Origin of the sequence: Dyella sp. S184 (assembly GCF_009766065.1) — a bacterium.
Classification (GTDB): Bacteria; Pseudomonadota; Gammaproteobacteria; order Xanthomonadales; family Rhodanobacteraceae; genus Rhodanobacter.
In genome coordinates this window covers 29,584-54,085 of the sequence record NZ_LMUE01000009.1, presented here as the reverse complement: position 1 = coordinate 54,085, position 24,502 = coordinate 29,584, and the positions used below count along the sequence as shown (strand labels likewise).

General features: G+C 59.4%; 16 protein-coding genes and 1 riboswitch. Of the genes, 12 read left to right on the top strand and 4 right to left on the bottom strand.

The features are described from left to right. The first annotated feature begins 64 nt into the window (after positions 1–64). From GSQ75_RS12385 to GSQ75_RS12360, 6 genes are all read left to right on the top strand, one after another. Positions 65–2,866 (top strand): DUF499 domain-containing protein, encoded by a 2,802-nt coding sequence (locus tag GSQ75_RS12385; RefSeq protein ID WP_254058564.1) that lies wholly within the window; start codon positions 65–67, stop codon positions 2,864–2,866. Then, the gene (locus GSQ75_RS12380; protein ID WP_158755194.1) at positions 2,863–3,873 is read left to right on the top strand and encodes a hypothetical protein; all 1,011 of its coding nucleotides are present in this window, start codon (positions 2,863–2,865) and stop codon (positions 3,871–3,873) included. Before GSQ75_RS12385 ends, GSQ75_RS12380 begins: the two co-directional genes overlap by 4 nt. Beyond that, the gene (locus tag GSQ75_RS12375; protein WP_158755193.1) at positions 3,873–7,088 is read left to right on the top strand and encodes a DUF1156 domain-containing protein; all 3,216 of its coding nucleotides are present in this window, start codon (positions 3,873–3,875) and stop codon (positions 7,086–7,088) included. The genes GSQ75_RS12380 and GSQ75_RS12375 overlap by 1 nt, the downstream gene beginning before the upstream one ends. A gap of 3 nt (positions 7,089–7,091) precedes the next feature. Beyond that, positions 7,092–7,592 carry a hypothetical protein gene (locus GSQ75_RS12370; RefSeq protein WP_158755192.1) on the top strand — a complete coding sequence of 167 codons (501 nt, stop codon included), beginning with the start codon at positions 7,092–7,094 and terminating at the stop codon, positions 7,590–7,592. A 9-nt stretch (positions 7,593–7,601) separates the two neighbouring features. Beyond that, complete coding sequence (locus GSQ75_RS12365; protein WP_158755191.1) at positions 7,602–10,367, top strand: SNF2-related protein; 2,766 nt, start codon at positions 7,602–7,604, stop codon at positions 10,365–10,367. Positions 10,368–10,568: 201 nt separating this feature from the next. Continuing rightward, on the top strand, positions 10,569–10,841 hold the full coding sequence (locus tag GSQ75_RS12360) for a hypothetical protein (protein ID WP_158755190.1): 273 nt from the start codon (positions 10,569–10,571) through the stop codon (positions 10,839–10,841). A gap of 116 nt (positions 10,842–10,957) precedes the next feature. Here the strand turns inward: GSQ75_RS12360 and GSQ75_RS12355 are convergent, their stop codons facing one another. The 3 genes from GSQ75_RS12355 to GSQ75_RS12345 form a co-directional block, all read right to left on the bottom strand. Then, positions 10,958–13,057, bottom strand: coding sequence for a catalase (locus GSQ75_RS12355; protein WP_158755189.1), 2,100 nt, complete (start codon positions 13,055–13,057; stop codon positions 10,958–10,960). 124 nt (positions 13,058–13,181) lie between these two features. Beyond that, on the bottom strand, positions 13,182–14,765 hold the full coding sequence (locus GSQ75_RS12350; RefSeq protein ID WP_158755188.1) for an inorganic phosphate transporter: 1,584 nt from the start codon (positions 14,763–14,765) through the stop codon (positions 13,182–13,184). A gap of 86 nt (positions 14,766–14,851) precedes the next feature. Continuing rightward, the gene (locus GSQ75_RS12345; RefSeq protein ID WP_158755187.1) at positions 14,852–15,889 is read right to left on the bottom strand and encodes a hypothetical protein; all 1,038 of its coding nucleotides are present in this window, start codon (positions 15,887–15,889) and stop codon (positions 14,852–14,854) included. A gap of 255 nt (positions 15,890–16,144) precedes the next feature. Between GSQ75_RS12345 and GSQ75_RS12340 the strand changes: the two genes are divergently transcribed. From GSQ75_RS12340 to GSQ75_RS12320, 5 genes are all read left to right on the top strand, one after another. Then, entirely contained in the window at positions 16,145–17,182 is a 1,038-nt protein-coding gene (locus tag GSQ75_RS12340; RefSeq protein WP_158755186.1) for a phospholipase D-like domain-containing protein, read from the top strand. A gap of 177 nt (positions 17,183–17,359) precedes the next feature. Beyond that, a complete protein-coding gene (locus GSQ75_RS12335; protein ID WP_158755185.1) occupies positions 17,360–18,130 on the top strand; it encodes a hypothetical protein in 771 nt (256 codons plus the stop codon). Between the two features lie 337 nt (positions 18,131–18,467). Continuing rightward, positions 18,468–19,553 (top strand): sterol desaturase family protein, encoded by a 1,086-nt coding sequence (locus GSQ75_RS12330; protein WP_158755184.1) that lies wholly within the window; start codon positions 18,468–18,470, stop codon positions 19,551–19,553. Between the two features lie 181 nt (positions 19,554–19,734). Next, positions 19,735–20,016, top strand: a complete 282-nt coding sequence (locus GSQ75_RS12325; RefSeq protein ID WP_158755183.1) for a DUF1778 domain-containing protein — start codon at positions 19,735–19,737, stop codon at positions 20,014–20,016. Between the two features lie 3 nt (positions 20,017–20,019). Further along, the gene (locus GSQ75_RS12320; protein WP_158755182.1) at positions 20,020–20,526 is read left to right on the top strand and encodes a GNAT family N-acetyltransferase; all 507 of its coding nucleotides are present in this window, start codon (positions 20,020–20,022) and stop codon (positions 20,524–20,526) included. Positions 20,527–20,604: 78 nt separating this feature from the next. Here the strand turns inward: GSQ75_RS12320 and gcvP are convergent, their stop codons facing one another. After that, positions 20,605–23,475 carry an aminomethyl-transferring glycine dehydrogenase gene (gcvP, locus tag GSQ75_RS12315; RefSeq protein WP_158755181.1) on the bottom strand — a complete coding sequence of 957 codons (2,871 nt, stop codon included), beginning with the start codon at positions 23,473–23,475 and terminating at the stop codon, positions 20,605–20,607. 51 nt (positions 23,476–23,526) lie between these two features. Beyond that, a riboswitch (glycine riboswitch) is annotated at positions 23,527–23,624 on the bottom strand. 191 nt (positions 23,625–23,815) lie between these two features. Here gcvP and GSQ75_RS12310 point away from each other — a divergent pair. Further along, a complete protein-coding gene (locus GSQ75_RS12310; RefSeq protein WP_158755180.1) occupies positions 23,816–24,223 on the top strand; it encodes a VOC family protein in 408 nt (135 codons plus the stop codon). Positions 24,224–24,502: the final 279 nt, after the last annotated feature.

The window sequence follows — 24,502 nt, the reverse complement described above, 5'->3', positions numbered from 1 at the left end:
ATAATCCATTTGCGTACGGCGATGTAATCCTGCACCCTCATATTTCATCAGCCAACGGAATCGCATGCGTAGGAAACGCGGCGCTGTTGCGGCAGATAGAACGGGACGGACGAAAGGGGTTGAAGTAATGCTCGGTTTGAAGTTACGCGAAGAGTTCCAGGGGCGGCGTCTTAAAGGAACAGCCATTGAGCTGTCGAACGACGCGAAAACGGGTGCAACCCAGCTTCCTGCCCAGGAATTTCTGGATATCACCTATCCCACTCACGACGTGCTCAAAGGCATCGAGGCAGTGGGCCCGGGGCAAGGGCGGCCCGTAGTGGTCATTGGTGAACGCGGCCTCGGTAAATCGCACTTGATGGCGGCGCTGTATCACGCTGTGCATGATCCTCTGTCTACGCGCGCTTGGCTCGAGTCTTGGGCAATCACGCTGGGGGACCCCGCTATCGGAAAGATTCCGCTGCGCGACGGGATGCTAGTGATTGGCGAAAGCCTGCATCGCCACCGATACAAGTTTCTATGGGATGTGCTTTTTGAGCGCCATCCCTATGGGGAGTACATCAAAGGCAAGTGGGAGGGCATGGGTGCCGCGAAGACTGATATTCCATCTGACCAGTTGATCCTCGAACTACTGCGCCATACCCCGACGATGCTGCTGATGGACGAATTCCAGACGTGGTACGACGGACTGACCAATACGAAGCAATATCCGTGGAAGAATTGGGCATTCAATTTCATCCAGATTCTGTCCGAGATCGCCAAAGAGCACCCGGACCTGCTGGTGTTAGTCATCTCCGTGCGCAATGGTGGCAGCGATGCCTATCAGCAAGTACACCGTGTCAATCCAATACCTATTGATTTCAAGGCTGGCGGTAGCCCAGAACGCATTCAACAGGATCGCCGTCGGATGCTGTTGCATCGCCTGTTCGAGAATCGGCTGCAGATTCCATCGGCGAGCATTGAAGCTCTGATCACCACGCATATCGCTGAAGATTTCCGTCTACTCGATGTTCCGTCATCCGAGCATGAGCGGAAACGCAAAGACTTCATCGAATCATGGCCCTATGGCTCGCACCTCCTCCAATTGTTGGAGGATCAGGTGCTAGTTGCCACAGATGCACAAGAAACCCGCGACATGATTCGCATCCTGGCCAGCGTATTCAAGAGTCATGGTGAGAAGTCGCCATTGCTCACGGCTGCGGATTTCCGTCTGGACGACGAAGCTGCGGGTATTGGTGCATTGCTGGACTCCGTATCCAACCAACATCATCGCACCTTGCGCGAAAAAGCGCAGCGCAATATCACCTCGGTGATTGAAGCGGTACCCGACCACGCTAAGTTGGCGCCCCACCTTCAGGAAATTGTCGCTGCGCTCTGGTTGCGATCTATTGCCGTTGGAAATCTTGCCGGCGCCGAGCCGAATACTTTGCAAGTGGATATCACGCGTGAACAGCCAGTTGACGACAATGCTTTTCAGGTTGAACTAGCAACCATCGAAGAAAATAGCTTCAACATCCACAAGGAGGGAGCGCGACTGGTTTTCCGTGAAGACGAAAACCCACAGGCCAAACTGATGGCGTGTGCACGCAACGACCGCCTGTTCACCGATGGATCGGACTTAGCCCAGCTCGCCAAAGAGGTTCGCTACGTTATTGGTGGAGGTGAAGAAGTAGCTAAAAATTTCCGAGTCATCGCACTGCCCAAATCTTGGATGTCCGATCCGTGGTCGTCACTGGATGAGAATGAACACCCTGATCGCTGGGATGACCGCCTGCCGATCCTGGTACTTCCCGAAGCTCTGGATAAACTCGGTGAACAGCTTGGTCGCTGGATCAAGGATCATCTGCAAAAACGCCGCAATACCGTGCGCTTCCTGCTACCTCGACATGACTCCAACAATGCCTTTCTCGATCGCGATTTGCTGATCCTTGCACGTGCCGAATTGAAGGCGCATGAGTGGAGCGGGCAGGGCCCCGAATATCGCAAACTGCACAGTAAGTATCAGGCGGAGCTTCGCGACATCCTTAAGAAGCGCTTCGACCGTTTTGCGATTTTGCATCGCTGGAATTTCAACGATCCCAGCCAATGTCAATTTCAGGTTGAGCGCTTGCAGCAACAGGGCAGCAAGATTCCTGAGGCTATCGAACGAGCGTTGGTCGAAGATCTGTTTGTTCCTGAAGACTTCGAAGCTCTGGTGTTGCAGGCTGCTGCTGATAACAGCTCATTAGGTAAATTGTTGCGTGAACTACAAGAGCCGCGACCCGCCGGTTCGGATTGCATTCCATGGTTAGGCGAGCCTGCCATGAAAGAGCGCGTACTGCGACTCTGCGCACGCGGCCTGATCGCTGTGGATCTGCGTGGCATGGAATACCTGCAAACGCAGCCTGGGGAAGACGAAGATACGGCGTGGCGTCGCTTGCGACCTAAGCTCTCACTTACCGGGCGGCATCTCGATGATGTGCGCTTGTTGCAGCCATCGGCCATTCCGACTTCGGGTGGCCATACGCCTTTAGCGACCATAGACACCCCAGGCAACGACGGTAGCAACGCAAATAATGCGCCTACATTCAATCCTGAAGGTGTCGAAGATGATGGCAGCCGGCCATCGGGTACTTCTGGGTCGGCCGATATCTTTGGCGCAAATGGTGGCTCGGCCATGCGTCCGCGTGTACGTCTGAGCAACCCGGCCACCTCATCATTGAATCTCATCGGCAAGTTGGAAGGTTGGAACATCGGTCCAGCCACGGCGGTACAAGAAGTCACCATCAAGCTCGCCAGCGCCACTGGTGCTCAAATCAAGGATCTGCTGAAGAAGTTACCGGACGGTATGACCTACGAGCTGAGTCTGGAGAAGGAGGACAGCCTGTGACTCTGGATGTCGAGGTCCTCCGGTATCTGACCACGGCGACGCCAGCTGACGCTTGGCAGACAATCATAGCCAAGACGTTGGACATCACCGCGCAGCCTCTGACCCCGGAAAATGCGCCGCGTGATGTTACCCGCCGTGATCGTGATGTCGGTGCGCTCGACCTGTTTCTGGCTGCCAGTGGCTGGGATCTATGGGGAGCTTTTGGCGACAGCGTCGAGCGAACCTCACAACGTCTGATGCGCTGGTGGGCCGAGCCGTACAGTGCCAAGGCAGTGTTGATCTTGGATGGCCTGTCACTGCGCGAATTGCCATGGTTACTGCAGGGTGCCAGCAAGCATGGCTTTAACGTGGAATCGGTTGCTGTCAGCGCATCGGAGCTGCCCGGGGAGACCAATGAGTTTGCGCGCGCTCTTGGCTTTGCCAGCCGTAGTCAGTTGCAAAGCAATCGTGCTGGTCTCGCCCACAATTTGCAGTCTGCTACCACTGAGTGCGTGGCATTGCCGTGGCACGACTGCGCGGGCCTGGTCGACGCGGTGCCAGGTACCAAAAACTGGGTGTTCTGGCACGAATGGCCAGATAACAAATTGCATGATGGCTCGGGGGCTGGGCAAGGATTGGAAGCACTGACGCGCGACGTAGTCGATCAGCTCGTTAGCGAAGATTTCTGGAACTTCGTCGCACGTCTCGCTGCGGGGCGCCATGTAGTCATCACGTCTGATCACGGTTATGCCGCGACAGGTCTGTTTCACGACGCAAACGATGAGGAGACGAAATTTCTCCGAGATGCTTTTCGCAGCGGTCGCAGCCATGTGGGTGAAGATAGTCCCAGTTACTTTGTGCCGCCGGTCGCGATGCAGATCAAAAACACCCATGGCGCACATTTGTTGGCCGTGGGTCGACGCAAGTGGCGCAGCCCAGGCGGTTATCCAACCTTGGCGCACGGCGGACTTTCATTGCTCGAAGTGCTTTCGCCCTTCGTCGAACTCACGAAATCAGGAATTGCTTGATGGCAAGCAAGAAAGAAATCCTTGCGCTAGAAGTGGCCAAGGCTGTCGGTGCAGGCAAAGCGGTAGCGCTCGAAACGGTGGATTTCGGCGATCCCAAACGCCCCAAAACTTGCTTGGAGGTGGACTTCCCGATTCTGCCAGTCAACCAGGTAGCAATTATCGAAGGCAATGCCGGCAAGCCGATCTACCAGATGTCGAAATGGTGGGCACGGCGACGCTCCAGCGTATTCCGTTCCATGTTGATTGCGGCAGCGACCAAGGCGCCGGACGACACCTCGCACGCGGCCAAGCTGGTTTGGGACAACTACTACGCCAACCATCAGAAGAAAGGTGCGTTCAAGCATCTCAAGGTCGCGGATATCTTCATGGGGGGTGGAACCACGCTTGTCGAGGGCTCACGCCTGGGCATGCAGATGTCCGGTAACGATCTGAACCCGGTGGCATGGTTCGTCGTTAAGCAGGAACTGGCGAATGTCGATCTCGATGAGGTGAAACGTTTGCTTGCGGACATTGAGTCCGAGGTTAAGCCACAAATCATGCCGTACTACTACTGCGACGGTCCGGTGGGTGAGAAGGGCATCTGGACAGATTTGCGCAGTGGCAAGGTAATGGGAAATGCGTTTGATCCGCTGGCTATTCCACAGGATGAGCGGAAGCATTATCGCTACGAAGGTCCGGAAATCATTTACACCTTCTGGGGCAAACACGGCCCGTGTCAGGTCACCGGCTGCGGTCATCGCACGCCAATTCTGACTAGTCCGGTAATGGCGGTGAAAGCACTTACCGTGAAGCGTTGGAAGCATACTTGTAGCAAGTGTGGCGAAGCTTTCGGTGTGGAAAACAAAGCCGCACGTATGGCACCAGATGTGCCGCTGTATGTGGCACCAGACGAACCGGTATATTCAGTGCTCGATCTTAAACGTGGCGTCGTCTGTCCGCACTGCGCACACGCAGAAATGGTGAAGCTAGGCAAGGGTAAGAACGAGAAAGTCGAGTTGTCACTCCTAGTGCACCCGCAGTGGCTGGCAGGTAGCGCGAAGGCTGATGCAGAGGGGCGTCCGTTCGGCGGTTCTGCCCAAGACTCGCCCGACGCGACGGCTCGTTGGGATGAGGAACGTGCGGGAAAAATTCGTTTGCTCGAAGTACGTGGCACCTTGCCCGATACCGTCACATGCCCGGAGACCAAAGTCACATTCCACACTGGAAAAGAAGGTGGCACCGTACCGAGAAAATCGCACTACGCTTGCGCAGCTTGCGGGACGGTGCAGGGAGTCTTAGCTACCGTGAAAGCTAGCGGTAAGACTGGACCGATGGCGGGCTACGTCATTCAGGGCTATGCACCGAAAGCATCAGATAGCAGTGAGAGTTACAACGGACGTTTTTTTGCTGCATTCGACAAAAAAAACGCTGGCCAGTACGACGCGGCGCAACGTGAATGGGACATGCGTAAGGAGGCTGATCTTGCACCTTACTGGCCTAGGAGTGAAGTGCCATATGGCTTTATGACCCATCTCAATAATGGAGGGATCCCGAATCATGGGTTCACCCATTGGTGGACCATGTTTAATCCACGCCAATTGTTGGTGCATACGCAGCTACTCAAGGCAATCGTAACGTGCGGCGCTTATTCGTGGAAAGCACGCGAATATGTGCTCGGAGGTTTCCAACAATACTTGCGGAATCAGAGCCTGTTCACGCTCTGGAATGTCGGTGCAGACAAACTCGAACCCATGTTCGCCAATAACAATTTCCATCCAAAGTCCACGGTGATCGAGAACTGTGTCTTTCCATCATTGGGTCGTGGAAATTGGGCTTCGTGCATTGAGGGCATCATAGAAGGGCGCGAGTGGGCTATCGCACCGTGGGACACGGTTAGCGTAGAAGCACTTCGTCGGACGAATCCGCAGCTTGGCGCGGAGTGCACAGGTAAGAGTGAAAAGGTATTGCCGGGTGATCCCTTGCTGACAGCTACTGCATGCAACGGATCGTCAACCGAACTGACCCAGTTCACCGATGCTAGTCTCGATCTGGTCATCACCGATCCGCCATTCGGGGGCTTGCTGCACTACTCAGAACTCTCCGATTTCTTTTACGTCTGGTTACGTTTAGTTCTCGCGGACAAATATCCGGAAGCTTTTGGCTCAGCCTTCACGCCTAAGGCGATGGAAGCAGTCGCGAATCGAGCGCGAGAACCGGAAGACCCTGATGGTTTCTACCAGCGGTTGCTGACCCAGTGCTGGGGCGAAGCCCATCGCATCTTGAAGCCGGGTGGCATCCTGGCATTTACCTTCCATCACAGCGAAGATAAGCCGTGGGTGGCTGTGCTTGAATCTTTGTTCGATGCTGGCTTCTACTTGGAAGCTACCTATCCGATTCGGTCGGACGAGACCAAGGGCGAGGGATCCAAACCAGGCACCTTCGGTTCACAAACTATCGAATACGACATCATCCACGTCTGTCGAAAACGTACTGAAGAGCCCACTTCCGTGAGCTGGAGTCGCATGCGCCGTGAAGTGCGCGCCGATGTGGAGCAGTTGAAGGCTACGCTAGAAAACCATGCCAAGCAGGGTTTGCCTGCCGCCGATCTGCAGGTGATTCGTCGAGGCAAGGCACTGGAGTACTTCTCTCGCCACTACGGCAAAGTCTATGTGGACGCGGATCGCAGCATCTCGGTGAAAGAGGCGCTGGTTGGTATCAACCAGCTTATTGATGAAGACAGCAGCCGTGGTCATGAGCCACCGCCGGTTAGCGCTGAGCCGATCAGCCGTCAGTTCCTGCGTATCTTCGAGGGTAAGACCGAGGTGGCGCGCGACCAGATGCAGAAGCATCTGCGCGGCTCTGGTATCGCGCCGGATGAGTTTGAATCGCGTGGATGGTGCAGCGAACAGCGCAAGGTGTTCCACTTAACCGAACCACTGGATTTTGCACAAGGCTGGTATGGGAGACATCGGCGAAGGCTGACCGCCGATCTCGATCAGGCGCTGGTACTGATTGGTGCCTGTTACGACGGCAGCGGCATCAATGCCGCCGATACTTTGCGCAACGACAACTTCAGGCCACATCCCGCGCTGAAGGGTTTGCTCGACTGGCTAAGCCGACATGCCGCCACCCAAACAGCGCGGCACGCCGCTTCACGCGCGCTGACCATCTATAACCAGTGGGCTGATAACAACAAGGAAGCGGTGCAGCAGATGTCGCTTTTCCTGGAGGATTGAGCGATGAGGCAATTGCAGGATTCAGTTTGGCAGCGCCGCGGCGTTAGTTGGCTATGGGATGGGGAGGCGCTGGGCAAGGTAGCCATGGCCAGCGAAGCATGGAGTTTGCGCGAGTTCCTGATCGCTGCCGAGGATTGGCCGGATGAGTTGCCTAGCAATAGCGGCAATACGCTGGTGGTCGGTGGTTTAGAGGGATGCCTTGACCTTCTTTCACCAGCGCAGGCTGAGGAATGGCTGGGTTCGACCATGAAGGATGCACTGCTATCTTTCCAATCTGCCTATGAGGGGGCTGCGGCATTGGTGTTCTGGCTGCCATCGGGCGCCGGTCGCATCACAATCAATTCCGCCACTGATGCAGTCGGTTGGCGTTGCGCTGCGCCGCATAGCCACGAACAAATCGATTTTGGGCGTGTGTTGTGGGGCGAAGCCCGTGAATACCCGCAGGAGATCGTGCTGCGAGAAGGTTCTAAAGCGGCCGGTCTTTTTCATCTGCGCATTACCTGAGGAAATTTGATGTCGGCACAGTTTGAGCTGACTCCCGGTGAGCGCATCACTCATCCGGAGCTCGGGCAGGGCGTGGTGCTGGATGCGCCACACGATGGCTATCTGCGTGCATTTTTTGGCGTGGGCGAGCGGCGTGTGCCGCTTTCATCCATTCGCCGCGAACATTCGCGCACCGAGCGTATCCTGCGCTCAGCGGTCGGCGGCGCTGAGCGTTCTCGCAAGGCTTGGCTGGCTTATGAAGCTCATGCCTTACCCTTGCTGGAGAGCGCTTCGGCGCTTACGTCGGCGCGCATCGACCTGCTGCCGCACCAAGTGGTGCTGACGCATCGCATTGCTACGGCATCGCCGCGCCGCTACCTAATTGCTGATGAGGTGGGGTTGGGAAAGACTATCGAGACTGCGCTGATCCTGCGCGAACTGGCCAGCCGCGGTGAGCTGCAGCGTGCCTTGATGGTGGTGCCAGCTGGACTCGTGAATAACTGGCATCGTGAGTTGAACGATGTGTTTAACCTCGGCTTTGAGATATTCGGTTCTGAGGGTGACATCACCGATCGCAAGACAAATGCTTTTGCGAAGCACGACCGTTTGATCGCCAGCATCGACACACTCAAGCGGCCAGCTCGCATCAAGCGTCTTCTAGAAGCACCGTCGTGGGACCTGGTGGTATTCGATGAGGCCCATCACCTCACTGCGCATCGCAACGGCGGAAAGATTCGCAAGACTGAAAATTACAAGCTGGCCGAAGCGCTGAAGGATCACTCCCGCGACCTGTTATTGCTATCAGCCACACCACATCAGGGTAGCCACTTCCAGTTTTGGATGTTGGCCCAGCTGCTCAATCCGACGTTATTTGGAAGTCCGGAAGATATGGTGGCCAACCGCCATCGTTTGAATACGGTGATGTTTCGTCGTACCAAGGCAGACGCCTGCCAACCGGATGGTTCGCCGTTGTTCGCACGACGTGGAGTGCATACCGAGTCGTTCGTAATGAACGCGCAGGAACGATTGTTCTACGAAAAGCTGCGTGAATATCTGGAAGATGGCTTCGACCTGGCACGTCGTTCTGGTGGACAGGGACGAGCTTTGGGTTTCTTGATGGTGGTCTTCCAGAAGATTGCCGCATCTAGCTTCGCTGCGGTTCGACGCACTTTGAAGCGCCGTCTTCTGATGCTGACCCTGCATGAGGCGCATCTGCGCGACAAAGAGTTAGACATTGAAGGTCGTGAACGTCTAACTGATGAAGCGCGCGAGCTGATCCATCTTGAATACGGATTTTCGCGCGATGCCATCGGTCGCAGCGAAGTGGATCGCGTCTTGGCCGATCTCAAGTATCGGCTGGTCAAGAAGCTGGATCAGGAGGCGTTGGAAATGATCGCCGATCCGTATGCCAGCGAGTTTTCTGCTGCTCATGCAGAAGAGGCCGCATCTGCGGTAGTAGAGCTGCATCTTCCGGAGGAGCGCCTTCGCATCGGAGACTTGCTCAAGGTCTTTCCGCAACAGCGCGAGACCAAGATGCAGAAACTACTCGATGGTCTGGGGGCATTGTGGCGGCAAAATCCGGACGAGAAGGTTGTGATATTCGCCACTTATTTGGGTACGGTGGAGTTGATTGCCCGCGAGATCGAGCAAACCTATCCGGGGCAAGGCGTGGCGGTGCTGCGGGGTGGCGATCACGGAGCTAAGGTCGCCGCCGAGCGTCGTTTTCGTCAGAAGGCGCGTGTCTTGGTGTGCACGGCAGCAGGTCGCGAAGGCATCAACCTGCAGTTCGCGCGTGTCCTGTTCAATTTCGACTTGCCGTGGAATCCCATGGACGTGGAGCAGCGCATTGGCCGCATTCATCGCTATGGGCAACACCATACAGCGCAGGTTTACAACCTCATCCTGTCCGACACCATAGAAGGTAGGATTTTTTTACTACTGGATGAGAAGCTGACCGAAATTGCACGCGCTGTGGGCAAGGTAGACGAGCATGGCAATGTCGCTGAAGATTTGCGCGCGCAGATTCTCGGTCAACTGTCAGAGCGCCTTAATTACGATCGCCTATATCAGGAGGCCTTGTCGGACCCGGAATTGAAACGCACGCAGGTGGAGCTGGAAGCTGCTCTCTCGAACTCACGTGAAGCCCGTCATGTGGTATTTGACCTCTTTCAAGACCTCGACGGTTTCACTCTCGACGATTATCAGCCGTTCTCTGATGTTTCATCGAGCATGGCGCGTCTAGTGACGTTCCTAACGACTGCCGTTGCAGATCGCGGGCAACGGCTGGTAAAGATTGATGACCAAACCTACGACCTGCTGTTTGCTGATAGCAGTCTGCAAGCACGGTTCACCTTGAATCGGGACACAGCTACCAGCGATGACAAGGTCGATCTGCTCGGCCTCGATCATCCACTCGTGCAAGAAGAGCTCGGGCGCTGGCGTAGCTTGCCACCCGAAGATATCGGTCTTGTCGTAACAGGTGACCTGCAAGAGTCAGTGCTGCTCTCGCTGTGGATCGTTGAAATGTCGACCGGGAAAGGAGATCGTCGCGTAGTCGTACAGCCCATTGCCGTGAAACCGGATGGCACACGGGTGCCAAATATCGAACGACACTGTGATCACTATATGCAGATGGGCCCATCGAACGCGGTGTTCTCGCTGGAAGAGCGCATTGAGCTATTTGCTCGCGTGGTCGAGCCGACTCTGCAGCGTGAGCTAAAACATAAAGGTGCTGCGAATGGCGACGGTAGCTACTCTTCTGAATTGATCGGTTACGTAGAAATTTCGCACGAGTAAAAGGGTAATCCGGCTTTGAAATTCCTCCTTTCAGAGGATATGCCGGTCAGAGGATGTGCCGGAGCACCATGAACAACGGCTCTGCCAGCAGTATGAAAACAGGCAGGGTCACCACCCACGCCATCATCACATTGACCTCGACTTCGCATCCTTGACGTTAGGATTCGAACGACGGCGACATTTCGCCAAGAGGAACCGCATATGTCCGACGAACATGCCAAGACCCCCGCCGACCATATCGGCGATACGGTGGCGCAGCTCAAGGAGATGCGGCACTACTCGAAGAACAACGTGGAAACGCTGACGGCGGAGTGGCTGCTGTTCGACGGTGAGTTGTCCAAGCTGAAGCTGGCCGACAAGATTGCCGACCTGATGGATCGCCAGGGGCAGCTGCATGAGGCGCTGGAAACGGCGATCACCGATCTGGAAGACGTGCTGGAAAAGATGAAGCCGGCGCCTGAGCCGGAGGCGTAGTTCTCTGCATCGTGGTTGCTGTCGAGGATACGGATTCGGCCAGAGTTTGATGTCCAGGCCACCATGACAAAGATGCCCGCATTGCGGGCCTCTTTGTCTCGATCATCCTGCCGCGATTACGCCAGCGTGCGCAGCTTCGCCTCGCGATCCCATTGCCGCGTCTTGGCCGCTTTGATGAAGGCCTTGGTGTCGGCAGCACCGACTACGCCCGCATCTTTGGCAACGCCACCGGCTTTCAGCACAGCTTGTGCGCCGGCATCGGCGGCGATGGCCTTGAGGTGGGCGTAGGCCTGGCCGGCGAAGTCGACGGCGGCGGCTTCCTTGGCCAGCTGCTTGCCGGCTTCGTCGGACAGCACGATGGCGATGGCATCGAATACCAGCGACGGCGTGCCCAGCAACTGACCGTCGGCGTCGATGGATTTGCCATCGCTGAGCTTGATGTTGCCCAGGCGGATGGCCACCAGCTTGGCGCTGGCACCGGCCGTTTCTACCGCCTTGCACAGCGACTTGATGGTGCCGGCGTCGGAGCCGTCGTGGATCAGGATGCCGACGCTGCGACCCTCCAGCGTGTCTTTCATCTTGCCGATGATCTGCAGTGCAGGGGAGTTGGGCATGTCCTTGGCCTTGACCGCGGTGGGTGCGGCAGGCGGCAGCTTGGCCATGCCCAGGCCGTTGGCCACACGCTGGGCCAGATCTTCGTCGATGTTGCGCAGGTGGCCGACGATGGCTTCACGCACGTGCGGGATTCCCACCTTGGAATTCTCGAACACGATGGACGAGGCGATATGCGCCTGCTCGTGTTTGGTCTGACTGCGATAAAACTGCCGCGCCTGGCTGTAGTGATCGGCGAAGCTTTCGGCGCGGATGCGGCCTTTGGCGCCATCCTCGTTGGGTACGGCGGCGCTATGGAATCCGGCGGCGGTTTCGCGCGCCGAGGTCGGGTCGAGCGAGCTCGGTTCGTAATTCACGCGGCCCTTGGGCACCTGCATCTGCATGTGGCCATCGCGCTGCTGGTTGGCGTACGGGCACTTGGGCGCGTTGATCGGTAGCTGGTGGAAGTTGGGCGAACCCAGCCGCGAGAGCTGCGTGTCGAGATAGGAGAACAGCCGGCCCTGCAGCAGCGGGTCGTTGGAGAAGTCGATGCCGGGCACGATATGCGACGGGCAGAACGCGACCTGCTCGGTTTCGGCGAAGAAATTATCGGGCCAGCGGTCCAGCACCATGCGGCCGATCACGGTGAGGGGCACCAGTTCCTCAGGAATGAGCTTGGTGGGATCGAGGTGGTCGAACGGGAATGTGTCGGCCTCTTTCTGCGTGAACAGCTGCACGGCCAGATCCCATTTCGGGTAGTCGCCCGCCTGGATCGCCTCGAACAGGTCGCGGCGATGAAAGTCCGGATCGGCGCCGCTGAGTTTCACCGCTTCATCCCATACGGTGGATTGCAGGCCGAGCTTCGGGCGCCAGTGGAACTTCACGAAGGTGGACGCGCCATCGGCATTGACCAGCCGGAAGCTGTGAATGCCGAAACCTTCCATCATGCGCAGCGAGCGCGGAATGGCCCGATCGGACATCGCCCACATGATCATGTGCATCGCTTCGGGCGTCAGCGAGATGAAATCCCAGAACGTGTCGTGCGCCGAACCGGCCTGCGGGAAGCCGCGATCCGGTTCCATCTTCACCGCGTGGACGAGGTCCGGGAATTTCATCGCATCCTGGATGAAGAACACCGGGATGTTGTTGCCAACCAGATCCCAGTTGCCTTCCTTGGTATAGAACTTCACCGCGAAGCCGCGTACGTCGCGCGGTGTGTCGATCGACCCGGCGCCGCCGGCCACGGTGGAGAAGCGTGTGAACAGCGGCGTCTGCACGCCGGTCTCGGTGAGGATCTTCGCGGTGGTGTACTTGTTCAGCGATTTGGTCAGCTCGAAGTAACCGTGTGCTGCCGAACCACGCGCATGCACGATGCGCTCGGGGATGCGCTCGTGGTCGAAGTGGGTGATCTTCTCGCGGAGGATGAAGTCCTCCAGCAACGTCGGCCCGCGCGGCGTGGCGCGCAACGAGTTCTGGTTGTCCGACAGCGGCAGGCCCTGGTTGGTGGTCAGCGGCGGGTGCTCGCCGCCGGCGCGCTGGTGCAGCTCGTCGCCTGTGCCGCGGCTGTCGCCGGCCTTGGCATGGGTGGATTTCGGGGACGACGGGCTGGGCTTGTTTTTCGCCATGGTCTTGCTCCGGGGAGGGGATGACGCGCTTTGTGCTCGCCCGAAGGTGCGCCCGACGAAGTGAATGCCCCGTCGACTGTTCCGTAAGAAAACCGAATGCCGGCCTGCCTCGTCACACCATCTTTCAGAAGATGTGCCGGAACACCACGAACAACGAGCCCGCCAGCAGGATCGAGGCGGGCAAGGTCAGTACCCATGCCATCAACAGGCTGCGCACGGTGTTCCATTGCAGGCCGGAGCCATTCGCGGCCATGGTGCCGGCGACGCCGGAGGTGAGTACGTGGGTGGTGCTGACGGGCAGGTGATACATGTCGGCGGCCTGGATCAGCACCATCGCCACCAGTTCGGCCGAGGCGCCCTGCGCGTAGGTCAGATGTTCCTTGCCGATGCGCTCGCCGACGGTGACCACGATGCGCTTCCAGCCGACCATCGTGCCCAGGCCGAGGGCCAGCGCCACCGCGACCTTCACCCACGGCGGAATGAACTGCGTCGCCTGCGTGCCGAGGCCGCGCCACGAGGTGAGCGTGGCGGTCTGCTGCGAGGTGAGGCCGGGCTGCTTCAGTACCAGCGGGATCGCGGCATCGGCGAGGTAGATATCGTTGCGCACGTTGCCCATCTGATCCTGCGGCACGGCCTTGAGCGAGGTGCGATCACCGAGCTGCTTGTCGATCGACGCCATCAGCGCGGCCAGCGCGGGCGCCGTGCCGGGCAGGAATGTCTGCTGCTGCACGGCGGCGGTGACGGTCTTGCGCGGATCGACGGTGACGCTCACGCCGTTGCCGAGGCTGACCAGCACCTGCTGCGCATCGGCCGATACCTGGTGGAAGGTTTTCACCTGGCTACCGGTCACGGCGCCGTTCAATGCATAAGCGGTCGGCACGGTGCCGATCAGGATCAGCATGATCAGGCCCATGCCTTTCTGGCCGTCGTTGGAGCCATGGCTGAAGCTCACGCCAGTGCAGGTCAGCACCAGCAGCGCGCGGATCGGCCACGGTGGCGGCTTGTTGCCTTCCGGTGCGCGGTACAGGGCAGGGATCTTCACTACCGCCTTCAGTATCACCATCAGCAAACCGGCCAGCAGGAAGCCGGCGATCGGCGAAAAGACCAGGCCCTTGAACACGCCCATCGCGGCATCCCAGTTCACGCCGCTGGTGCCGCTGGCGGTGGACATCAGCTGGTTCGCCAGGCCCACGCCAATGATCGAGCCGATCAGGGTATGCGAGGACGAATTCGGCAGCCCGAAATACCAGGTGCCCAGGTTCCACAGGATCGCCGCGATCAACAGCGCGAACACCATCGCGAAACCCGCTTGGCTGCCCACCTGCAGGATCAGCTCCACCGGCAGCAATGCGACGATGGTGAAGGCGACCGCGCCCGACGAAGTCAGCACGCCGAGGAAGTTGAATGCGCCCGACCAGATCACCGCCAGGTTGGGCTGCATCGAATGCGTATAGATCACCGTGGCCACCGCATTGGCGGTGTCGTGGAAGCCGTTGACGAATTCGAAGCCGAGCGCGATCAGCAAGGCCACGCCGAGCAGGATATACGGCGCTGCCGTACCGGATTTGACGACGGCCAGATCCTGCATGAGGTGAACGGCGGCGTAGCTGCCACCGATCAGCAGGATCAGCCCGAAAATGATCGCGAACAGGCGGCCGGAGCTTTTGCCCGGGCTCGCAATGGCTGTGGCAACGGCATCGGATGACATCGGCAACTCCCGTCGGTTGATCTGGCCGAAGCTAGACGAGAGGCGCGACAAATTCGTGACAGAAGCGGATGCGTTACAGCGTGCGATTAGTGCGGCGCATCAATTTTTTTCGCCAGATCGAGGCTGCGCGGTGCTGCCAGGCCGCCGTAGCGTGCGTCGATCTTGTTCAGCAAGGTGTGTGCGGCATCGGGCTTGCCGCTGGCCAGTAGGCTTTCCGCCTGTTGCAGCTGGGCGGTGAGTGCCTGGTCGATGTGTGCGCGGCAATCAGCCGGCATGGCCGGATCGGGCTGAACAGGCTTGTCCAGCACGTCCAGTGCGTGATTCAGCGGCGCTGGTGTGACCACCTCATGGCCTGACCAGGGCGCCCCCACGGTAGCTACATGGAAAACGCACCAGTCGCGCATCGACTGCTGGCTTTGCCTGTCCATGTCGAGATGGGCATCGTCCTGCTGGCCGGTGAGGTAAACCAGCCGCGTGGTGTCCTGAAACTGCTGGAACAACGCCGATGGTGGGAGCGTGAGTTGTGCTTTGCCGATCGGGTCGCTGCCGGCCATAAGCAGCGCGCCGTGAAACAGATCCGGATAGCCCAGCGCGATGCGCTCGGCCACGCGCGAACCGCCGGAAAAGCCACCGATATAGATGCGCTGCGGGTCGATGGGATAACGCTTGATGATGTTCTGCGCCGCGAGCAAAGCCAGCGGCACACGGCGGTCGAGTACGTCGGCATCGTTGCCGGAATTCGCGGCGCTGACATAGATCATGCCGTGACGATCCAGCGTCGATAGCCATGTCGGCGGCACGGTAGCCTCTTCCCATGGCGGTACGAATACCAGCAGGGCATAACCATGCGGCGGCGCAGCGGCGGGCACATAGACGACAAACTTTTCATGCGCGAGGTCGAGCGGTTGCTCGCGTATGGCGTGTCCTGGCTGTGTCGACATCTGGTTTACGCGTAGCGCATTCAGCGGACTCAGTAGTCGTCGTATCAGTTCGGCGCTGCGTGATAGCGGCGAGTAATCAGTAAACACCACGTCGCGTTGCAAGCCGGTGGCGACAGGCGCGTCGCCTGCCGCTGCCGCCAGCGGTATCAACAAGATAACGAGCAGCACGTAGCGCGAGATCATGCGCAAAAGCTAACACTTGTGATTGCCAGGCGACGTTTCCAGCATGTACGGATTCTGAACGCAGGAACATGCACTGATTAACGGAAAGAGCAGCGTCACATCGCCAAGCTCCAATCGCACACGGCTGTGGCGTTACGCGCCTGCTGCAGGGGAGCACTGGATCGGTTGGACAGCCGGCATCCGCCTAGGGAGGGCGGTGACTACGAACCGCATGGACACGCGTCTCAACTCTTATCCAATCAAAAGGACTTAAACATGAAAGATCGTTGCGGATTATCCGTTGCAGTCAAGGCTGCACTTTTCGCCGCCGTATTCAGCGTCGGCAGCTTTGGCGTCGCTGCACAGGCTTTCGCCGATGAAACCAGCCAAGCCAGCACCACCGTCACCCAGACCCTGGTCGTCGAACCGGACCAGGGCATGACTTCCATCTACAACTTGATCCAGTCGGCCAAGTCCACTATCGACATGACCATGTATGAGCTGGTCGATACGCAGGCTTCGGGCCTGCTTTGCACGGCCGCTGAAAACGGCATCGCCGTGCGCGTGATCCTTGATCAGAACCTCGAAATGAGCAACAACCAGGCGGCCTACACCCAACTGAAAGGCTGTGGCGTGAGTGTGGTCTGGGCATGGACCAAATACGCGGCCACGCATCAGAAGACCATCACCATCGACGACACCACCAGTGCGGTGATGACGCTCAACCTGACCAGCCGCTACTACAGCACCACCCGGGACTTCGCGGTGATCGAGAACGATCCCAGCGATGTCGCTGCGATCGAAAGCACGTTCAACGCCGATTTCAAGTCACAGACCATCACACCGCCGGTCGGTGACGACTTGGTGTGGAGTCCGACAGTGTCCAAGACCGATCTGGTCAACCTGATCAACGGGGCGAAGGACAGCCTGCTGATCGAGAACGAGGAGATGAGCTACAGCACCATCGTCGATGCACTGGAAAGTGCGGCCAAGCGTGGCGTCAAGGTGACGGTCTGCATGACCAACGACGACAATGACTACGAGAGTGAATTCGATGCCCTCACGAAAGCCGGTGTGAAAATCAGCACCTATCCGGATACCGCCACCGGGCTGTATATCCACGCCAAGGTGATTGTGGCCGACTATGGCACCTCGACCGCGAAGGCCTTTGTGGGCTCGGAGAATTTCTCCTCGGCCTCGCTGACGGAGAACCGGGAGCTCGGGCTGATCACCACCACGGCAGCCATCCTGACCCAGCTCAATACCACGCTCAGCAGTGACTATGCAGGTGGTACACCCTGGACCAAGTCGTAAACCTTCGCCGGAGCGCATGGTGCTTGGCATCATGCACTCCGGCGATTCCTTGGCGAGTGTCGATACGCCGGATTCGGCTCACAAGACCTCATCAAGCTGTCATCCCGGTACGGGGTGTCGGCGTTAATATGGGGGCTGGATGATCTGGCCCATCGAATCGACCAAGGGAGACATGCCATGAACGGGTTTTACTTGAAGTCCGGGCGGCGTCTGTTGCTTTCGGCGCTGCTGGTGGGTGCGATCGCGACACCCATGATGGTGAGAGCGGCTACCGATGGTACATCGGTGCCTAAAACCACGGATTCGGCGCCTAGCGATGCCGACCTTGCCGCCACCAAGTGTGCGATCGGCGAGGAACGTTTCCTGCCGGGCGACTACTTTTATTGTCTCGCCACGCAGACTTATGGCCAGCAGCACTACGCCTATGCGCAGAAATTCTTCACGGAAGCAGCCGGCTGGGCCAGCAAGCCGGCGCAGTATGTGCTCGGCATCATGGCGCTCGATGGCGATCATCAACCTGTGAATCGCCCCCTGGCGGTCGCGTGGCTGGCACTGGCCTCGGAGCGACCGCAATCGGTTTACGCCGTGGCCTATAAATCAGCGTATGCCAGTGCTACCGCGGCCGAACGGCAGGCTGCCGAAAAACTACTGGCCACGATGCGCCGGACCTATGCCGATGCGACCGCAGCGGTACGCGCCGAGAAGCGCTATACGGATAGCATGGCCACACTCGTCCGCTTGAACGCCGGTGGGAGGAGCTACTGCATGGAAGGTCTGGTGAATGCCAGTGATCCGCAGATCGACCCAATGCAGTGCCCATCGATGCAGACGGTGGTCAACGCGATCGACAAACAGGCGGCGGGCGTGTTCGATGGCTGGAGCGGCCATGTGAGCGTGGGTGCGCTGCAGCCAGTCAATGCGCCGGCTCCTATAAAGTCTGGTGGTTAGTAACAGGCCGAAACTCGGAAAGTTGTGTTTCACAAGGCCAGAAAGAGCCCCGTTCACCGGTGCTTTTTCTTTGGACCCTGGCGCGGATTGGGCGCACGCGTGATCTGGAATCCGCGCGCAGCAAGGCGGAAGCGGTATCGTTGCAGGCAGCGAGTGACGGCCTCGCGGACTTTGTGAAGCGGTGGCAGTGCGGCCACTTGTACGACGGTGTTTCCTGGGGTGAACGGCAGCGGCGGATGAACCTAAACCCAGGCTGAAAACGGTGCTGCGAAAGAAAGATTGACGAACGATTTCGGGCTTAGCCTGCCGGCGTTCGCCCATACCCCCCGTTCCGGCCATGCACGTCTTTTACGATTTCTGGACCGCGGCGGTGAGCTGGCTGGCTGGCCATGTGATCGTGCCGACCCTCGCTGCGCTGCACCTCGCCGCCTATGTCCTCCAGCCGCGCGAGATCGCGCAGTATTTCCTGCTCACGGCGGTGCAGGTGGCGATCATTGCCTTCGTGTTCCGCCCGCTGGAAAGCCTGTGGCCGGCGGAGCACTGGCCCGATCGCCAGATCACCGTGATCGACCGCAGCTATACGCTGATCAAGTTGTTTGGAGTGCTGCCGCTGTTCACCTATCTGGTGCTGACGCCGCTGTTCGGCGGCGGTAGTGACGACGATGCGGCCGGCTTGGTCAGCGTGCAGGGCATGGTGCCCTGGCTAGGCCATCATCAGGTGCTGCTGTTCCTGGTTTATTACGCGATCTACGACCTGGTCTACTACCTGATCCACCGCCTGCAGCACGGCATTCCGTGGTGGTGGGCACTGCACAGCCTGCATCACAGCCAGCGCCAGCTCAGCTGCTGGTCGAACGATCGCGACCATTACCTGGATGACCTGCTGGAAGCACTGATCGTGGCCGGGGTGTCCTTGCTGATCGGCGTCTCGCCGACCGACTTCGCGTTGCTGGTGCTGTCCGGCGAGCTGCTGCAGAACCTCGGGCACACCAATGTGCGGCTGCGCTTCGGATCGGTGCTGGAGAAGGTGCTGGTCGATCCGCGCTATCACCGACTGCACCACATGCGGGTGGATCCGGATCGGCCGCAGCTGCACGCCTGCAACTACGCCTTCATCTTCCCGCTGTGGGACATCTTGTTCGGCACCGCGCTGTTTGGCGAACCGGCGCATCCCACTGGCGTTGGTGATCCGATGGTGGATGCCGACAACCAGCGCGGCATCGTCGCCCAGCAACTGGTCACGCTGCGCCGTTTCTGGGGTGCATTCCGCCGCCGTGCCGGCTGGCGCTATGGCGAGGTGGCGTTCAACGTGAACTACGAACCGGTTTCGGTAAAGGATTTCGACCTGCACGAGCTGGAGTCGAGCCATATCCCGTTGGAAGCATCGTCACCATCCACTCGCGAGGTCGAACTCTGTCGTTGATGCCGGATGGATAATCTGGTGACCCACGCAAAGCGGAGGCTCCTGGTTTCCGGTCGTTGTAGGTGCGCGCGACTGCGATTGGCTCGCCATCTGGTAGCGTGGGCAGGATTCGAATCTGCGTAATGCGACTTGTATTGCGTATCATCATGTACATACAATGTGCGCACATTGGAGTTAAGCCATGACCGCGCCCACCGCCATCCGCGAAAAGACCATCAACCTGCGCGCCACGCCGGCGCAGAAGGTATTGATCGAGCGCGCGGCGGAGGCCACCGGCACCACACGCACGGCATTCGTGCTGGATGCGATCCTGCAGCGCGCCGAGGCCGTGTTGGCCGATCGCACTCGCTTCGCCCTGTCAGACACGCAGTTGAAACGTTTCGAGCAGGCGCTCGACGCTCCGCTGCCCACTCCGGATGCATTACGCCGACTGATGGCGCGGCAGCCGCGCTGGTCGCGCTGAGGCGTGGCGATTTTTGCACCTGCCCCGTTGAAGCCGGGACATGAAGTCGACGATTTCGCTTCGACCCATCCAGAGCTTGCCGACTGGTTGCGTCGTCGCGCACGCGACAATGAGGAAGATCGTGGATCGCGGTGTTTCGTCGTCTGCGAGGGCCAGCGCGTCATCGGTTACTACGTACTGGCGGCTGGCAGCATCGAGCGTGCGCAGGCACCGGGCCGATTGCGGCGAAACATGCCGGCCCCGATTCCCGCCATCGTGCTGGGTCGACTGGCGGTCGACAGCGCATGGCGCGGGCAGGGATTTGGCGCTGACCTGCTGCAGGATGCGGTGTTGCGTGCGCTGCGGGCTTCGAGCGAGATAGGTGCATGCTTGATGCTGTGCCACGCCATCGACACATCCGCCAAGGCTTTTTATCTACACCACGGTTTCATCGAGTCCACGTTCGACCCGATGATCGTGATGCTGGACCTGAAAAAGGTTGAGGCGGCTCTGGTGAACGATTTCAAGTAACAAGAGGTTGTCACGTTCTGAAGCAAGAGGCCCCGCAATGCGGGGCCTCTTGCTGTCTGCATTAGTGGAAAGGCTGCCTTACGCCTCCACTTCTTCCTTATACGCATCCACCGGGATGCATGCACACATGATGTTCTTGTCGCCGTAGACGTTGTCGACGCGCGCAACTGGCGACCAGTACTTCTGCAGCTTCAGGCTGGGCAGCGGGAAGGCGGCCAGTTCACGCGGGTAGGCGTGGGTCCACTCGGTGCCGCTGACCATGGTGGCGGTGTGCGGGGCGTTCTTCAGCGGGTTATCCTCGCGGTCGAGCTTGCCTTCCTCGATCGCGCGGATCTCGTCGCGGATCTGGATCATCGCGTCGATGAAGCGATCCAGTTCGTGCTGCGACTCGCTCTCGGTCGGCTCGACCATCAGCGTGCCGGCGACCGGGAAGCTCAAGGTCGGCGCGTGGAAGCCGAAGTCGATCAGGCGCTTCGCGACGTCCTCGGCACCGATGCCGGTGGCATCCTTGAGCGGGCGCAGGTCGAGGATGCACTCGTGTGCGACCAGACCGTTACGACCGGTGTACAGGGTGGGGTAGTGCGGTGCCAGCCGCTTGGCAATGTAGTTGGCGTTGAGCAGGGCGACCTGGGTGGCCTTGCGCAGGCCTTGCTGGCCCATCAGGGTGACGTACATCCAGCTGATCGGCAGGATCGAGGCCGAACCATAACTGGCTGCACTGACCATGCCGACCGTGCCTTCGCCGCCGAGCGTGCGTGGCAGGAACGGCGCGAGATGCGACTTCACCGCACACGGACCGACGCCCGGGCCACCGCCGCCGTGCGGAATGCAGAAGGTCTTGTGCAGGTTCAGATGCGACACGTCCGAGCCCCACTTGCCGGGCTTGGCCACGCCGACCAGCGCGTTCATGTTGGCGCCGTCTGTGTAGACCTGACCACCATGCGCATGCACGATCTCGCAGATAGCGACGATGTCTTCCTCGAACACGCCGTGCGTGGACGGGTAGGTGATCATCAGCGCGGCGAGACGATCGCTGTACTTCTCGGCGGCGCGACGGATGTCTTCTACGTCGACGTTGCCGTTGGCGTCGCACTTGGTCACCACCACCGTCATGCCGCACATCTGCGCGGAGGCCGGATTGGTGCCGTGGGCGGATTCGGGGATCAGGCAGATGTCGCGGTGATCTTCATTGCGCGAGCGGTGATACGCGCGGATCGCCAGCAGGCCGGCGTATTCGCCCTGCGCGCCGGAGTTCGGCTGCAGGCTGACCGCGTCGTAACCAGTGCACTCGACCAGCATCGCTTCCAGGCCGTCGATCAGTTCCTTATAACCCTGCGTCTGCGACACCGGCGCCAGCGGATGAATGTTGCCGAACTCGGGCCAGGTCACCGGGATCATCTCGGCGGTGGCGTTGAGCTTCATGGTGCAGCTGCCCAGCGGGATCATGGTGCGATCCATCGCCAGATCCTTGTCGGCCAGCGCGCGCATATAGCGCAGCAGTTCGTGCTCGCTGTGATGCGTGTTGAACACCGGATGCTGCAGGAAAGCGCTCTTGCGCACGAGAGCGGCCGGCAGTGCGTCCGGCGTCGCGGCATCCAGTTCGTCGATGTCGTCAATGCACGCGCCGAACAAGGCGGCGAGGGCACTCACTTCGGCACGCGTGGTGGTTTCGTCAAGGCTGATGCCGACACTCTCGCCATGGATCTGGCGCAGGTTGATGCCGGCGGCCTCGGCCTTGGCGAGCAGGGCATCGGCGTCGACGTTCAACACATGCAGCGTATCGAAGAAATCCGGACCAACGACGTGGCCAGCCTGACGCAACGACGCGGCCAGGATCGAGGCGAGGCGATGCGTGCGACGCGCAATGCGGGTTAGGCCTTCCGGGCCGTGGTAGACGGCATACATGCTGGCCATCACCGCCAGCAATACCTGTGCGGTACAGATGTTGGAGGTGGCCTTCTCACGGCGGATGTGCTGCTCGCGGGTCTGCAACGTGAGGCGGTAGGCGTGCTTGCCCTCCGCATCCACCGAGACGCCGATCAGGCGACCTGGCATCGAACGCTTGTACGCATCGCGGCAGGCCATGAAGGCGGCGTGCGGGCCACCGTTGCCGAACGGCACGCCGAAACGCTGCGAGTTGCCGACCACAATGTCAGCACCCCATTCGCCCGGTGCCACAATCAGGGTCAGCGCGAGCAGATCGGTGGCGACCGCGACCAGGCCGCCACGCGCATGTACAGCAGCGGCGATTGCCTCGTAGTCGTTGATGGTGCCAAAGGTATTCGGGTACTGCAGCATCACGCCGAAGGCATCGGTGTTCAGTGCATCGACGTCGTTGCCGATCACCAGTTCGATGCCCAGCGGTTCGGCGCGGGTGCGGATCACCTCCAGCGTCTGCGGATGCACACCGTTCGACACGAAGAACGTGTTGCTCTTGGACTTGCACGAGCGCTTGGCCAGCGTCATCGCCTCGGCGGCGGCGGTGGCTTCGTCCAGCAGCGAGGCGTTGGCGATCTCCATGCCGGTGAGGTCGGCGCACATCGTCTGGAAATTGATCAGCGCCTCCATGCGACCCTGCGAGATCTCCGCCTGATACGGCGTGTACGCCGTGTACCAGGCCGGGTTTTCCAGGATGTTGCGCAGGATGACGTTCGGCGTATGGGTGCCGTAATAGCCCTGGCCGATGAAACTCTTCAGTACCTGGTTCTTGTCCGCGATGGTGCGGATCTTGGCCAGTGCCTCGACCTCGGTGATCGCTTTCGGCAGTGCCAGCGGAGCGGGCGACTTGATCTTGCCTGGCACGATCGCGTCGGTCATCGATTCCAGAGAATCGTGGCCGATGACATGCAGCATCTGAGCGATCTCCGCATCGTTGGGGCCGATGTGGCGCTCGATGAAGGCGTGATGGTGCTCGAGGTCGCGCAGGGAAGGCGTGTTGGTCTGGCTCATGACGGGCGTCCGGAAATGGCCGATAAAGGCCGGACGTGCGTGCCGCACGTGGGGCGCCCCTCTGTCCTTTTGCCTGAGAGTTTGGAAACGCGGATGCGCTTCGTGCACCTTCGGCGGCGGATTCAACCGCTCTCTCCAGAGTGTTTACGCGTGATGGTGTGGGGCCTGAGCGATTACGGGCGTTGCGTCTTCGGCAGCGGTTGTGCCCGATGAAGGGCCATCCGCTTCTCCCACCAAGCGTTTACCCCACTGATTATACAGGCGTCACAGGCAAGTGACGATCAGCCGAAGCCATACGGTTTATGCTTATTAACCCATCCTGCAGCCCCGGGAGCGCACGATGATCCGTATCGCAGAGATTGACCACGTGGTGTTGCGCGCCATCGATACGGATGTCATGCAGCGCTTCTATTGCGACGTGCTGGGTTGCCGCGAGGAGCGCAGGCAGGACGAGATTGGCCTGGTACAGCTGCTTGCCGGTAGTTCGTTGATCGATCTGGTCAGCGTCGGCGGCAAGCTAGGTCGCCACGGCGGTGCTGCGCCAGGCGGCGAGGGCCACAACATGGACCATTTATGCCTGCGCGTGGAGGATTACGACGAGGCAGCCATCCTTGCACATCTGAAGGCACATGACGTGCGCATCGGCGAGCTCGGTTCGCGCTACGGCGCACAGGGCGAAGGCCCATCGATCTACCTGTACGACCCGCAGGGCAACATGATCGAGCTCAAGGGGCCGCCGGCGGCGTGATGTATTCACAAGGTCGCGAGTACGATATGGACGCCTTTGCTGAACCCAGAAAAGGCGAAAGCCGCCCTTTGGGGCGGCCTTTGTTTACGATCGGCGCCAAGGAAAGGAGCCGTAGCATCCTCGTAATTATTTAAACTAACTGAAGAATTTTAGTTCGGTGTGTCAACGCTACTCGTACTTATCGTGTGATGCCTTGCAGGCGGACATCGAGCTACACAGGCTGATCTTGCTGAAGTTCGGCGCGAGTCAGGTCAGCGGAGGCGGCTGGCAGTGCAAATG